Source organism: Psychrobacter sp. YP14, assembly GCF_003209315.1.
GTDB lineage: Bacteria > Pseudomonadota > Gammaproteobacteria > Pseudomonadales > Moraxellaceae > Psychrobacter > Psychrobacter raelei.
On sequence record NZ_CP029789.1, the window covers coordinates 2,599,694 to 2,614,328 of the forward strand.

Annotated in this window: 14 protein-coding genes; 11 read left to right on the forward strand and 3 right to left on the reverse strand. The window is 44.7% G+C overall.

The window, feature by feature from the left end; translation table 11 throughout:
• Nucleotides 1–31: 31 nt before the first annotated feature.
• From DLE54_RS10685 to DLE54_RS10705, 5 genes are all read left to right on the forward strand, one after another.
• Nucleotides 32–991 (forward strand): biotin-dependent carboxyltransferase family protein, encoded by a 960-nt coding sequence (locus DLE54_RS10685; RefSeq protein ID WP_110817130.1) that lies wholly within the window; start codon nt 32–34, stop codon nt 989–991.
• Nucleotides 981–1,745, forward strand: coding sequence for a 5-oxoprolinase subunit PxpA (gene pxpA / locus DLE54_RS10690; RefSeq protein ID WP_197708891.1), 765 nt, complete (start codon nt 981–983; stop codon nt 1,743–1,745). Before DLE54_RS10685 ends, pxpA begins: the two co-directional genes overlap by 11 nt.
• A gap of 87 nt (nt 1,746–1,832) precedes the next feature.
• Nucleotides 1,833–3,017 carry an NRAMP family divalent metal transporter gene (locus tag DLE54_RS10695; RefSeq protein ID WP_011961439.1) on the forward strand — a complete coding sequence of 395 codons (1,185 nt, stop codon included), beginning with the start codon at nt 1,833–1,835 and terminating at the stop codon, nt 3,015–3,017.
• A gap of 81 nt (nt 3,018–3,098) precedes the next feature.
• On the forward strand, nt 3,099–3,569 hold the full coding sequence (locus DLE54_RS10700; RefSeq protein WP_110817131.1) for an acetyl-CoA carboxylase biotin carboxyl carrier protein: 471 nt from the start codon (nt 3,099–3,101) through the stop codon (nt 3,567–3,569).
• 89 nt (nt 3,570–3,658) lie between these two features.
• Nucleotides 3,659–5,056 carry an anhydro-N-acetylmuramic acid kinase gene (locus DLE54_RS10705; RefSeq protein WP_110817132.1) on the forward strand — a complete coding sequence of 466 codons (1,398 nt, stop codon included), beginning with the start codon at nt 3,659–3,661 and terminating at the stop codon, nt 5,054–5,056.
• A gap of 17 nt (nt 5,057–5,073) precedes the next feature.
• On the opposite strand, the gene trxA is transcribed toward DLE54_RS10705, so the two are convergent.
• A complete protein-coding gene (gene trxA / locus DLE54_RS10710) occupies nt 5,074–5,511 on the reverse strand; it encodes a thioredoxin (RefSeq protein WP_110817133.1) in 438 nt (145 codons plus the stop codon).
• Between the two features lie 294 nt (nt 5,512–5,805).
• On the opposite strand from trxA, the gene DLE54_RS10715 reads away from it, so the two are divergent.
• The 5 genes from DLE54_RS10715 (at nt 5,806) to DLE54_RS10735 (ending at nt 10,367) form a co-directional block, all read left to right on the forward strand.
• Nucleotides 5,806–7,599: a SulP family inorganic anion transporter gene (locus DLE54_RS10715; RefSeq protein ID WP_110817134.1), complete on the forward strand. Its 1,794-nt coding sequence runs from the start codon at nt 5,806–5,808 to the stop codon at nt 7,597–7,599.
• Nucleotides 7,600–7,710: 111 nt separating this feature from the next.
• Entirely contained in the window at nt 7,711–8,037 is a 327-nt protein-coding gene (locus DLE54_RS10720; RefSeq protein WP_011961445.1) for a beta-lactamase hydrolase domain-containing protein, read from the forward strand.
• Between the two features lie 92 nt (nt 8,038–8,129).
• On the forward strand, nt 8,130–8,462 hold the full coding sequence (locus DLE54_RS10725) for a TIGR01244 family sulfur transferase (RefSeq protein ID WP_011961446.1): 333 nt from the start codon (nt 8,130–8,132) through the stop codon (nt 8,460–8,462).
• Nucleotides 8,463–8,582: 120 nt separating this feature from the next.
• Nucleotides 8,583–9,371 carry a dienelactone hydrolase family protein gene (locus tag DLE54_RS10730; RefSeq protein ID WP_110817135.1) on the forward strand — a complete coding sequence of 263 codons (789 nt, stop codon included), beginning with the start codon at nt 8,583–8,585 and terminating at the stop codon, nt 9,369–9,371.
• A 324-nt stretch (nt 9,372–9,695) separates the two neighbouring features.
• Nucleotides 9,696–10,367, forward strand: coding sequence for a CDGSH iron-sulfur domain-containing protein (locus DLE54_RS10735; protein ID WP_110817136.1), 672 nt, complete (start codon nt 9,696–9,698; stop codon nt 10,365–10,367).
• A 155-nt stretch (nt 10,368–10,522) separates the two neighbouring features.
• Here the strand turns inward: DLE54_RS10735 and DLE54_RS10740 are convergent, their stop codons facing one another.
• Together DLE54_RS10740 and ahpF are read right to left on the reverse strand one after the other, a co-directional pair.
• Nucleotides 10,523–11,650, reverse strand: a complete 1,128-nt coding sequence (locus tag DLE54_RS10740; protein ID WP_110817137.1) for a tetratricopeptide repeat protein — start codon at nt 11,648–11,650, stop codon at nt 10,523–10,525.
• A gap of 242 nt (nt 11,651–11,892) precedes the next feature.
• Nucleotides 11,893–13,473: an alkyl hydroperoxide reductase subunit F gene (gene ahpF, locus DLE54_RS10745; protein ID WP_110817138.1), complete on the reverse strand. Its 1,581-nt coding sequence runs from the start codon at nt 13,471–13,473 to the stop codon at nt 11,893–11,895.
• Between the two features lie 446 nt (nt 13,474–13,919).
• Here ahpF and DLE54_RS10750 point away from each other — a divergent pair, with 446 nt between their 5' ends.
• The gene (locus DLE54_RS10750; RefSeq protein ID WP_011961448.1) at nt 13,920–14,147 is read left to right on the forward strand and encodes a YdcH family protein; all 228 of its coding nucleotides are present in this window, start codon (nt 13,920–13,922) and stop codon (nt 14,145–14,147) included.
• Nucleotides 14,148–14,635: the final 488 nt, after the last annotated feature.

Consider the following 14,635-nt stretch of genomic DNA (forward strand, 5'->3'; position numbering starts at 1 on the left):
TTACTCGTAAACAAGGGATAGGCCACTGATTATGAAGATTTTAGCCTCAAATGCCTTAGCCAGTTTTCAAGATTTGGGGCGCTTTGGCTTTCGTAGCCTAGGCGTGGGCACAAATGGAGCCATGGATCCTTGGGCATTAAAAGCTGCCAATGCTTTATTACAAAACCCATTAGATACGGCTGCCATTGAAATTACTTTAGGCAGCTTTAGCGTGCAATTCGAGCAAAATACTTGCTTTTGCTTGACTGGGGGATTGTATGAGGCCTATCTCGATGAGCAGCGGGTGTACGCTTATTGGCGCATTACGGCTCAGGCTGGACAAACCTTAAAGCTTGTGCGCCCCCTGCAAGGCATGTATACCTATTTTGCAGTGCAAGGCGGCTTTGATATTGAGGCTGTTCTGGGCTCAAAAAGCACCAATACTAAGGCCGAATTTGGTGGCTTAAACGGGCGGTTTTTGCAGCCACAAGATAGCGTTAAAGTCGCCAAACTAGACTCAGCACATAGGCATACCAGCGAGATTGGCGTGGCCGCTCCTCGTATGCCAGCTTCCCATCTTGATAGCAGCGCGCCCCAAATCCGCGTTATTGCCAACAGTGAATACGACCACTTTACTGAGGCTGCCAAACACAACTTTGAGAATCAGCTGTGGCAAGTCGATACCAGCAGCAACCGTATGGGCTATCGCTGTATTGGTGAAAATATACTTGAGTTTGCTCAAAAGTCAGAGATGAGCTCGCATGGCGTGGCCGCAGGCATGATTCAGGTGCCCCCTCAAGGCCAACCCATTGTATTAATGGCCGATGCCCAAACGACAGGTGGCTACCCTAAGATTGCCACCATTATTGAGGCGGATATTGGACTGATGGCACAGACCCGTTTTGGCCAAAAATGCCAATTTAAAATGGTCTCTATACAAGAGGCAATACAAGCCCGTCAAGACAGACACCGTTATATTGAACGTATTAGGAAATATGCTTATGACCACTAATTTACCTGTTAATAATCTGCAAACTATTGATTTGAATGCAGATGTGGCTGAAGGCTGTGGCCAAGATATTGCTTTAATGAATATTATTAGCTCTGCTAATGTCAGCTGTGGTTTACATGCCGGCTCGTATCAGCACATGCTTGAAACCTTAAAACTGGCCAAACAGCATAATGTACGAGTCGGGGCACATCCTGGCTTTGATGACAGAGATAACTTTGGGCGCACCGCACAGCAGCTACCAGAAGAAGAGTGCCGTGCCCTGATTCATTATCAGCTGGGTGCAGCAAAAGCCATGTGCGATTTGGTTGGCGTTAAGCTAAGTTATGTCAAGCCGCATGGCGCTTTATATAATCAGGCGGCTAAGGATGAGAAGTTGGCTAAAATTATTGTCAATGCGGTCAAAAACTTTGATCCAAGCCTAGCAATTATGGGGCTATCGGGTAGTTACCTAATCAGCGTCGCTAAGGCTCAAGGCTTAACCTCAATCTCCGAAGTCTTTGCTGATCGTAACTACGAAAGCGATGGCTCTTTGGTTGCCCGAAGCAAAGACAATGCACTGATTACCGATGCGACCCAAGCAGCCCAGCACGCTCTACAAATGATTACCCAAGGCATCGTGACCAGTGTAGATGGAGTTCAAGTACCTGTGGAAGCCCAAAGTATTTGCCTCCATGGTGACAGTGAGCATGCTGTGCAGTTCGCAGCTGAGATTAAGCAAAAGCTTGAGCAACAAGGCATTCTCATTTGTATCTGATGATCTTAATTTGAGTGTGTAAACACCCCTTTAACCTTAAAATATTTTAAGACTACTCCTGACAGCTCACCGACAACAAGGATGTTTATGACAGCATTAAAAAAGAAAAACACCGCAATATTAGGAGCCGCTTTCTTAATGGCGACCTCCGCTGTAGGGCCGGGATTCTTGACCCAGACCGCTACCTTTACCGAAAGCTTAATGGCAAGTTTTGGCTTTGTGATCTTAATATCCATCATTATGGATATTGGGGTTCAGCTTAACGTTTGGCGTGTTATCGCTGTCTCCAAGATGCGCGCACAACAAGTGGCTAACTTAGTATTTCCAGGGGTTGGCTATTTACTTACTTTCTTGGTCGTGCTTGGCGGGCTGGCTTTTAACATCGGTAACATCGGTGGTGCAGGTTTGGGTATGCAGTCTGTATTCAACATCTCCCCCATCACTGGTGCCCTTATTAGTGGGGTAATTGCGGTAGCCATTTTCCTAAGCCGTGAAGCGGGACCTATGATGGACCGATTTACTCAGCTGATGGGCTTTATTCTACTGATTTTGATTATCTATGTGATGTTCAAATCAAATCCTCCCTTTGCTGAAGCGGTGACTCGGACTGTTATGCCTAGCAAAATTGATGCGATGGCCATCGTAACTTTGGTGGGTGGTACGGTCGGTGGTTATATCACTTTCTCCGGTGCTCACCGTCTGTTGGAGGCGGGTGTCAGTGGTGAAGAGAACCTGCCGTCTGTCACTCGCAGTTCAGTATCAGGTATTTTAATAGCATCGATCGTACGTGTCTTTTTATTCCTAGCAGTATTGGGTGTGGTGTCTAAGGGTGTATCGCTCGATCCATCGAACCCGGCTATGTCACCTTTTGAGCATATTTTAGGCAATGCCGGTAAGATTATCTTTGGTATTGTGATTTGGGCCGCCTCCATTACTTCTGTCATTGGTGCAGCTTACACATCCGTCTCGTTTATGAGTAATTTTCATCCCTTTATCGAGCGCAACAGCCGCTACTTTATTATTGGCTTTATCCTCATCTCTACCTTTGTGTTCGCCACCGTGGGTAAACCTGCTCAGTTATTGGTCTTGGCAGGTACACTAAATGGTCTGATATTACCTATTGCTATGATTATTATCCTGATTGCCGCTTATCGCTCCAATATTGTGGGTAGCTATAAGCATCCGATTTGGATTGCCGCTTTTGGTTGGATCATTGCGCTTATCATGAGTGTATTAAGCGTCATTACTATTGCAAACTACATCACCGGTTAAACAAGATCGCTAAATTTTACCTAATGATATAAACCTAAAATAATGGTTTCGCACCTATTATGAAGAGAAAAAGGGAGCAACATGGACATTACGACCATTGAAGCTGTGGTAAAAAAAGTTGCCAACAGCTCAGTACAGCAAGTTACCATCAGTGAGGGCACTCAGTCCATTACTGTGGTGAATCGTAGCCCATCGCAGCTAAGCAGTACTGCAAGCTATGCCACAGCTGAAAATAGTGCTACAGTTGAAAATAGTGCCACAGCTAAAAATAGTACCGCCGCCGCAGATCAACAGGAGAGTGATTCTAACAAACCTGCTGCCAAACACATCACCTCAACCTATGTGGGTTATGTTCAATTGGGAAAAGATGCGGCTGCGGCACCATTAGTACAGCCAGGGGATAGCGTCCAAGTCGGTCAAACTGTGGCTTATATCGATGTTTTATCTAAACTGATGCCTGTGCTGAGTGAAGATAATGGCATTGTTGAGGCGGTTTTGGTCAATAATGCAGATAAGGTAGATTATGGTAAGCCGCTTATTAAACTTCAATAAAAAGCTTAACTAAGCGCCTTTTGCTATAATAGGGTAGTCCTGCCTTTTGGCAGCCTACCCTTTTTTATTGCAACTACTGTAGCAGGCCTATGACACATACTGACGCACCCTCTTTAGACCATTCTTTACCCCCCTCAGACAGCTCTTTAGAACATTTAGATCATCATGAAAGCCATCTAGAAGACTTAGAGTCTGCTTTATCAGACACCCTCTTTGAGAGCTTCGATAGCGGCTACTACATTGGCATGATGTCAGGCACCAGCCTAGATGGTATGGACGCTGTGATTTGTCAGTTTGATAGCGCAGAGGCTACAGATGCTGCAGCAGACAAAATTGTGGCCACCCATTCACAGCCCTTCCCAGAACACCTGCGTGAGACCTTATTGGCACTGTGCCAACCCAATGGTACCGCCCAGCTTGCCTATCCAGTAAAAAACATTATTTTGGATCAGCAGCCACACAGCGAGCTTGAGTGGTTTGGCTGGGCGAGCCAAGAGTATGCCGAATTTGCCAGTACCGTGGTCAATGAGCTGCTACAAAAGTCAGGCATTAGTCCTGAGGCCATCTTAGCCATCGGCTGTCATGGTCAGACTGTGCGTCACCGTCCCAACTTAGGGTTTAGCTTACAGTTGGTCGATCCCAATATCATCGCTGAGCGCACCGGAATTAGTGTGGTCACCGATTTTCGCCGCCGCGATATGGCGGTGGGTGGACAAGGCGCGCCGCTGGCACCCGCTTTTCATTTAGACCAGTTTGGTGCGCCGTTAGAGCCGTCACAACACAATAGTGGCCACCGTATCGTCGTCAATCTAGGCGGCATTGCTAACATTACGGTGCTGCCAGCCGGCTCAGCTGAGCAGCAAGCAGCTTCGGTGATCGGTTATGACACCGGCCCGGCCAACATCCTGCTTGATGCTTGGTACCAATACCATGCGCCAAGTCTTGATGAGAGCCTCAAAGACAATGAGCTGTACGATACAGATGCCAAGTGGGCGCAGTCAGGACAAGTGAATGATGAGCTGTTAAATCAGTTGCTGAGTCACCCCTATTTTACCCAGCCCACGCCCAAAAGCACTGGACGTGAAGATTTCAATCTCTCCTGGTTACAGCAGCAGCTTGAACAGTTACCCGAGCAGACTCACGCCCAACTGCATCCGCAAGACGTGCAGGCTACATTAACTGAGCTAAGTGCCCGTAGCTTAAGCGATGCCATTGCCGCAGAAGCGACTCGACTTGATATGACAGGTGGTGAGCTGATTGTGTGTGGTGGCGGTGCTTACAATGCTTATTTGCTTAAGCGTCTTGCTGCGTTATTGCCAAACTGGCAAATACTGACCAGCGCAGACTTTGGGATTGCGCCTACTTGGGTAGAAGCCATGGCGTTTGCTTGGCTTGCACGTCAGACCATCATGGGTGCCACCGGTAACCTGCCTGCGGTTACCGGTGCCAGTAAGACAGTGGTCTTGGGTCAGGTGTGTTTTGCCTAACCCAATCAGATTTTAAATTAGCTCAAAGACTGAACCCATTGCACAATTTGATTGCTCGGCAGGGCGCCTGACTGCCGGGCAATTTCTTTTCCGCCTTTAAAAGCCACCATAGTCGGTAAGCTGCGGATACCATAAGGTGCTGCGGTCTGCTCAAACTGATCGGTTTGTAGCTTAGCAAAGACAATATGCGGCAATTGAGCTGCGGCCTGCTCGAACTGTGGCGCCATCATATGACAAGGCTGACACCAACTGGCCCAGAAATCGACGATGGTTAGCACCTCGTTTTTTTGGATGATCTTGGGGGCACTTTGAGCGTTCAATATCACAGGCTTGCCTATTAGCAAGGCATTTTGGCATTTGCCGCATACTGGATTTTGATTGATACGGTTAGCAGGAATGCGATTGGTGGCTGAGCAGTGAGGACAAACCAAGTGTCGTGATTGTGCTGTGGTCATGATAAATTACCTCTTATGGTTTAACGCCTGTAATAACAGCAGTTTATGTTTGATTTATTGCCTTGGATATTGGTTTTATTTAGCACTATATATTTTATTTAGAATTATATAATGGGGGTTATTTATCAAACTTGCCAGCTTAGCGCAAAAAACTGATACAAAGTCACCACCTACTCTGGGGTGAGTTATCACTTTGAAAATAACCGTTACTCATTATCTCAAGCTATCTTGCGCCATCTGTTATATTATACAATTAAGTATATTAACTTATCTCGCCATCTGTAAGAGGCCACAGTGACTGACAAGCCGACCTCACTCATCCCGCACACAAAGCAAGACTGGCTTAAAAAGCTGATTCCCGCTTGGGTTTCAGACTATAGCCCCTCTCGCCTACCCGCTGACATTATCGCCGGTATTGTGGTTGGTATCTTGGTAATTCCCCAAAGCCTCGGCTACGCTGTATTAGCGGGATTGCCCCCTGTGTACGGGCTATATGCCTCAATCGTGCCAGTCCTGGTCTACGCCTGGGTCGGCTCAAGCAGTGTACAAGCACTCGGCGCCGTTGCCATTACTGCGATCATGACCGCCAGTAGCCTGCATGGTCTGGCAGTTGAGGGCAGTTTGCAATACATCATGCTTGCCAGCTTATTGGCACTGATGATGGGCGGTATATTATGGCTCGCCGGCAAGCTGAAGCTTGGCTGGATCATGCAGTTTATTAGCCGCGGGGTATCGGCAGGCTTCGTCAGTGGGGCGGCGGTGCTTATTTTTATTAGCCAGATAAAATACTTAACCAATATTGCAGTCAGCGGCAACACCTTGCCAGGCTATGCCATCTCCATGTTTAGCCAGTTAAACAGCTTACATCTGCCCACCTTGCTAATTGGTGCTACCGCTTTTGTTCTGTTTTTATTAAATCGCTATGCCAGTGCTTATGTCTGGGAATCTTGGCTACCGCAAGCTCAGGCAAAATGGGCTGGACGATTGTTTCCGCTGCTACTGGTGGTGGTAGCCATTGTCTTAAGTTACTTGGGTCAGTGGGCAAGCCGAGGTATTCGCACTATTGGTGAAATCCCAAGCGGCCTACCTAGCTTCTCTGTGCCTGAATTTGAGTCATTTTCACAAGTTGCCACCTTATTACCCACCGCAGGCTTGATGGCGCTTATTGTGTTTATCTCCAGCAGCTCAGTCGCCAGTACCTATGCCCGATTGCGCGGCGAGAAGTTCGATGCCAATACTGAGCTTAGAGGACTGGGTCTGGCCAATATTGCCGGCGGTTTTAGCCAAAGCTTTCCGGTAGCAGGCGGGTTTTCTCGCACAGCCATCAATGTCGATTCTGGTGCTAAGACCCCTTTGGCCAGTGTGGTCAGTGTGGTGGTCATGGTCATCGCGCTATTGTCTTTGAGCCAAATGATAGCGCCGCTGCCCTATGCGCTGCTCGGTGCAATGATTATGGCCTCGATTATTAGCCTCATTGACTTTGGCACCTTTAAAAGCGCTTGGAAAACTGATCGTCTGGATGCATTAAGCTTTTCAGCCACCTTTTTTGGGGTGCTGCTATTTGGGCTTAATGTGGGCTTGGTCATCGGCATTATTGTCTCTTTTGCTGGCTTGATCTGGCAGTCAAGCCAGCCTCATATCGCCGTAGTAGGCCGCCTACTAGGCACCGAGCATTTTCGTAACGTAAATCGCCATGATGTGATTACCTACGAGAATTTACTGATTATGCGGGTTGATGAAAGCTTGTTTTTTGGTAATAGTGAGTCAGTGCATAGCCAAATCCAGCAAGCGCTCAACCAGCACCCTAAAGCTTCTGAGTTGGTACTGATTATGTCCTCAGTCAACCACATTGACTTGACGGCACAAGAGATGCTTATCACCTTAAACCGTGAGCTGGTGGCCAACAATAAGCGTTTGCACTACAGTTTTATTAAGGGGCCGGTGATGGATGTTATAGAACAAACAGCGGTGATTACTGAGTTATCCGGACGTGTATTTTTGAGTACCGTTCAGGCCATTAACCTACTAACCGATGACAATCTTCACAACGACCAGCACCCTACTGTGCAGCAACAAGAATTTCATTAGGCGAATTAAGCACTACCTGGTGTTCAAAACCACGCTAAAATTAACACAAGCCCAAGCTTTGACTGCTCAAAGTCTGTGGCCTCCATTTACTTTTATTAGACACACAAAATTATGAGCGACTCGTTAACTATCTATAAGCAAATATACCCTACTCAGTGCGCAAAGCTGTCACAGATGGGCTATCGCTCACTGATTAATATTCGTCCAGACCTTGAGACTGAGCATCAGCCCTCAAGTGAAGCGCTAAGTGTCGCCGCTCAGCAAGAAGACTTAGCTTATGTCCACATTCCCTTCGATGAAGAGCGTCTTAGCCGTGCTACCGTCGTACGCTTTGCGGAGCAATATCACGCGCTACCAAAACCTATTATGCTGTTTTGTGGCTCTGGCCACCGCGCCAAGCTGCTTTACCAAAGTGCATTGATGCAAGGTTTGCTATAAGTTATATTGACGTCACCGGTTACGCATAGCACGTATTTATGATTATTTTATAACATCAAAAAACATAATTTTATTGTTAATAAGGATTTCTTATGTCACATCAAGTCAGCTTCTCAGGTCAGATCACCCCAGAACAAGTTCAACAAATCGCCGATCAAGGCTTTAAAACCATCATTAACAACCGCCCTGATGGAGAAGCTGTAGACCAGCCCACCAGCGCTGAGATTGAAGCCGCTGCCAAAGCCGCTGGAGTTGCGTATAAAGAAATCTCATTTGCAGGTAATGAGTTAAATATGCAACATGTTGAAGATTTCGCCGATTATTTCAATCAAGCCGAGCAGCCTATTTTGATGTTCTGCCGCACTGGCAATCGCTCAAATGGCTTATATGAAGCGGCCAAGCAAATGGATAAGCTAGACGACTAATCTGTCATGATTTAATTTTCGTGGTTTAAATCCCATGGCTTAACTTTCATGATTTAACTGTCGCAGCTTAATAAGCAGTAACCATTTAACCCACTTTTAATCAATCTTCGAGGTGTCGTCATGCTATCCAGATTTACGACGTTAGCAACAACCAAAGCAGCTTTAAGCGCTATTGTGTTTAGTGTTGCTACTGTAGGACTTACCCAAACTGCGGCAGCGATTACGACTAAAAATGTCGTCTATACTGTCGATAATGAGCCTTATGAGGGTTATTATGCGAAAGCAGATAAGCCGAATGCACCCTTTATATTGCTATTGCACGACTGGGATGGCTTGACAGAATATGAGCGCATGCGTGCCGATATGCTAGCAGAAGAGGGCTATAACGTCTTTGCTGCCGATGCCTTTGGTCAAGGGATACGCCCTACCTCTGTTGACGACAAAATGCACTTAACAGGCGGGCTTGATAACGACCGCAATAAGATGCGCCGTTTAATGGCGGGTGCCTTAAATGCTGCACAGGCAGAAGGCAACGATGTCTACAATGGCGTGACTATGGGCTACTGTTTTGGTGGTACCTTGGCGTTAGAGTTAGCACGTTCTGGGTTTGAGCAAAAAGGCTTTGTTATTTTTCATGGCGGGCTAGATACACCAGCAGGTCAAAATTATGACAACACCAAAGGGAATATTTTAGTGTTTCATGGCACATCAGATGATGTCGCTCCGTTTGACAGCTTTGTTAAACTCGCTGAGCGCCTAGACGACGCCAATGTGCCTAATGAGATGACCACTTATGGCAACGTGGGGCATGCCTTTACCGAATCAAGCTCTGACAGTTATAACGCCTACGCGGATAAAAATTCATGGAACCGCTATTTGGACTTCTTAGATACTCTATACGACAAATAAGCATCGAACCTAAGCATCGAACTATCGAAGATTTCCCTGATGAATTTATTTTAAATAAAGGGCTGTATAGAATTCTATACAGCCCTTTGTGTTTAATCAGTGCTAATATCTTAAATGAAGGCGATAGATGTTAGTGGTTGGGTCATCCGATTGACTGCTTTCTGACCTATCTCTATCGCTCATATCATTATTTAGTATTATTAACTTAGTAGTACTTATAGTTATTTAGTGTTAAGGCGCCTAAACGCCCCTTAATAAACACTTACTATCTAGCCAGCCAAGTTTACTGATACCAGTCAGCTTAGCAAGCCAATAGGAGCTCCAATGGACAATAATAAAGAAGTCGTTAAGTCTGACAATGCAACCGTTACCTTTGATAGCAATCGCTGCATTCACTCACGCAACTGTGTGTTAGGTCGCCCTGATGTTTTTGTGCCCAATGTAGACGGCGAATGGATTCATCCTGAAAACGCCTCACCAGATGAGCTGTTAGAGATTGCTCACAACTGCCCCTCTGGCGCCATCCAAGTGTATCATCCTGATGGCACACCGATGGAAACCGCACCCAAGGTGAATACCATTCGAGTCACTGAAAATGGGCCGTCCTACATTCATGCCAAACACAGTGTGCAAGGTGAAGACAATGGCACACGTATGGTGTTATGCCGCTGTGGTCACTCTAAACAAAAGCCCTATTGTGATGGCAGTCATAAAGAGGTGAACTTTGAGGCTACTGGCGAACCTGCCTCAGTTGAAATCAAATTGCCAGAGGTCAAAGATGCCAGTGGCGGCGAGCTACGCATTGAGCCAATGAAAAATGGTCCAAACTTCATCTATGGTAATGTTGAAGTGGTAACAGGTACAGGTCATACCATCACTCGTGATACTGAGGTGCATCTGTGCCGCTGCGGACACTCAGCACATAAGCCGTTTTGTGACAGCACTCATGTCAAAGTTGGCTTTGAAGCGGATGGCTTTGTGCCAGAGAAAAAATAGGATTTAACTCTTTAAAATAGCACTCTACCAAAGCTTGATTTTGTAGAGCTTTATCTGCTCATAACTAACCCTCCCTTTTTAAAAGGAAGGGTTAGATTGGTTATAACGCTATTCCAAAGCTTTTCTTCACAATGATTAAAAGTAGGGATGGTGTTCTAATCATTTTTAATGAGAGAGTCATCAAATAAGTTATGATGACATTGGCAACCGAACAATAAACAGCCAATATACATAGCACGCAAGTCATTAAGAATGTTGTCTTGTGGCTTGGGCTGTCTGTCGTTTGCCAATAGTGTCTCTAATTTTTCAACCTCTGCTTTTTGATAGCTAATCTCTTCCTCAGACTCTTTTAGCTTTGCGGCTATATCCTCACTATTAGGGCTTGTTTGTAACACTTTGAGGTCATTCTGATATTCTAATAGTATCTCCTGCTCCTGATACAGTTTCTGCTCAATTTTTTGCTGCCAATTCTGCTTATCACTGTTGTAAATCGCATACCAAATCCAGCCCCAGGATACATCCACATTCTCGGTCTGAACCAGATTATTTGCCCTATCATACTCTCCTATCTGGGCGTACAAATCGGCCAAATCTAATGTGTCAGACGCTTCATTATTGTTGGCATCTTTTAGTAAATTCAATGCCTGCTGCTTGTTGCCCATTAGGATATGCAAGCGGATTTTATTTAATAACACCGAATACAAATGATCATTAAGAATCGGTTCCACATATTGGCTATTGCCGCCATTTATTAATGCCTTGATATGATTTTCACTTTTATCGAAGTAAGCAAAAGCTTGCAAATAGTCACCTAATTTTGCATATGCATAAGCGATATTGTTATAAAAAATAAATTCACTGCCATCTGACTGAGACTGATTGAGCCTATCTAACTTCTCTAAAGCAGTGTGTGAGACAGCTATAATCGCTTGATAATCCTCAGCCTGATAATGATAAACAGGCTGAACATCTTCAAAAGTGACCTCATTAGATATCAGCATCTGAGCGTAAGCCGCATAGGGATAATAAGCGTGTGGGGCCAGTTGTAGAACCTGTTGTTGCAACGGCAGACTATCATCCACACCATATTCAAAAAAAGACCAAAAGGCGAGATTGTGAGTGTTCTCGATAGAGGGATTTATCTGATAAGCTTTTTTTAAATACTCAAGGTCTTTGTCACCCTCTGGATGTTGCATATAGTAAAGCGCAAGAGATGCCATCAGTTGGTCATTATCAGGCTGCTGCTGAAGCTGAGTCAGCAAGTTATTAAGTTCATCATTCATTTTATACCGCCCATCCTCTGGCCCATTTCACGTTACCGGTTGTTTTATTTTATCGATTAAAAGCAATAAATTTAGTATTAGACCATACAGCATTCCAAGCAAATAAACCTAATAACCATTTAACAGTGACTATTGAAAACAAAAAAGCCACCCTACACCGTAGGATGGCTTTCTAAGTCGCTCAATATTGGATCATATTAGTAGATGCTAATGATTTAATATTGGCTAATAAATCATGCAGCTTACTGCATCATTAGGTATTCAAACGCTGATAGTGCCGCCTTTGAACCCTCGCCCATCGCAATGTTGATTTGCTTAAAGGGAACGGTGGTCACGTCACCAGCAGCAAAGATACCTTTGCGGTCTGTCTTACAAGCTTCATCAATCTCAATCTCACCAAAGCGGTTAACATCCACAAAGCCTTTAACAAATTCTGAATTTGGCACCAAACCGATTTGGACGAATACCGCTGATAAATCAAGCTCTTTGGTTTCGCCTGTGGCACGGTCTTCATACAATATTGAGCTTACTTTGCCGTCAGTGGCTTTAATTTCTTTGGTCGCCGCTGAGGTAATAAAGTCAATATTGTCTTTTGATTTTGCTTTGTTAATCAGTACTTGGTCGGCTTTTAAGTCATCAGCAAACTCAACCACAGTCACATGCTCAACGATACCTGCCAAGTCAAGCGCTGCTTCAACACCTGAGTTACCACCGCCCACAACAGCAATCTTTTTGCCTTTAAAGAACGGGCCGTCACAGTGCGCACAGTAGGCAACGCCGCTACCGACATATTCATCTTCACCCGGTACGTTCAGCTTACGCCACTGCGCACCAGTTGCTAAGATGATACTGCGGGTTTCAAACTGCTCACCGGTATTTAGCTCGATGGTGTAGTTCTCATCTTCGGTTTCGCCCAGCTCTTTGACACTCACATGCTCTTTGATGTTGATGTTATATTCGTTCAGGTGTTTTTCAAAGTTAGCAGACAGCTCAGTACCTGTGGTTAATGGCACAGAGATTAAGTTCTCGATGCTTTGGGTATCTTTCACCTGACCACCGATACGGTCGGCAACGATGGTCACTTTTAGACCCTTACGTGCTGTATAAATTGCTGCGGCAACACCGGCTGGGCCACCACCAATAACGGTCACATCTTGACGCTCTAACTGTTCAGCATCATCTTCACTAGGTGCGGCCAATAAATCCGGATACTGTTCTTGTAGCTTATCAATGATACGTGCCGTATCTACTTTACCATTTAAGAAGGGTTTGCCGTTTAAAAATACCGCTGGCACGCCTTGAATGTTATTGGCTTCTACTTGCTCTTGGAACAGCCCACCATCAATCATCTCATTGCTGATGCCGTCATTTAATAAGGCAAACTGGTTTAATGCTTGTACAACCTCTGGACAGTTGTGGCATGACAATGAAACGTAAGTTTGGAACTGTAAGGGCTGAGCGATACGCTTCACCATTTTTTGGATGCTGTCATCAAGCTTCAGCGTGTGACCACCGGCTTGTAAGATGGCTAAAATTAGTGAAGTAAACTCATGCCCGCCTGGGATACCGCTAAATACGATACCTGTCTCATTATGGCCACTGTCTTTTTCAGAGATAATCTTGAAGCTAATTGGGCTAGGTAAGCTGTCATCGGTCGCAGCGTCATCAAAGTTAATTTTGTCGGTGGTACCGGCAATCTGCTTTAAAAAGTCTATCAATTCGGCTTTTTTGGGATGGTCACCTTGACCGATCACGAAGCGAATGGGATGAGTCATATTTTCACTGTAACTTTTTACTGCATCTAATAAACCTTGGTCTAACATGGTAAGCTCCTTATCTAATTTTTATTTGCTGTCTTATTACCAAAAAGGGTGAAACACGACATTAATGAGCCAGCCCATTGACTGATTGTCGTGTTATCTCATACCCCTATTATCGAAGCTTGCGCCCCAAACGGCAAGCGGATAAACCTCAACACTGCAATTTATAAAACTAAACGATTAAGATTAAACGTTTTGTATTCCAAAACAATACATTGGCTTATCATGCGCCTTTGGTCAGGCCACTACCTTAATAATGGATGAGATAAGGAGTATTGTAATTTTGGCAAAATAACCGCTTTTAGGCATAGTGTTTAGCAACAATTTTGGGTACAATTTAGTTAAAGCCAACAATAAATATAAACTCTCCCACTAAATAGGGTGCTACTTTTAACATTAAGATAAGCGCTTTATTTAGTTTATAAAACCAAGAAAATAAGGACTACGCTATGTTCCATGAACACCGTGATTTAATCTCTGAACTTAAAAACACAGACTCTCATTTCCAAAAAATGTTCAAAGAACACAACGAATTAGATACTGAAATTGGTAAGCTTGAAAATGACGTAGTTAAGTCAGTTAGCCGTGAAGAAGAAATCGAGGAAATGAAGCGCCGTAAATTGGCTCTTAAAGATGAAATCGGTCGTTATTTAGACGAAAAAAGCAAAGCTGAATAAGCCACCATGCTCTTCGTAGTTTTCATCAACGAAACATCAAAGCCCTACTGATTACAGTGGGGCTTTGACTTTTTAGGGCCTAATTGTGGTGGGGGTCGGCTAACTTGTGTCAAATGACGCTCATTTCACAAAAAAACCAAGCTGGCCACATCAACATACAAGGCTAGATGGCTTAATCTTACAAGACAACTGCACTACAAATGCAATCTCTTTAGTGAGGGCAGGCAATCAAGCAGTCACAATCAATACGCTTTGTTTACGTTAGTTAACCCGTAGTATCATCGTTGCTCATACTTATTAACGCTTTTTTTATGTTAATATAGCTTCGATGGTACAAAAACCTTCATTTGACTATCTATAAGACTCAGTACAAACTAAGTACACACGCTAAAATAAGTACACATGCTAAAAAAAGCAAATAATAAGGGCCACCGGGTTAATAACCGATTCAATACCCCTACCCTGTACTGACTTATAATGAATCACTT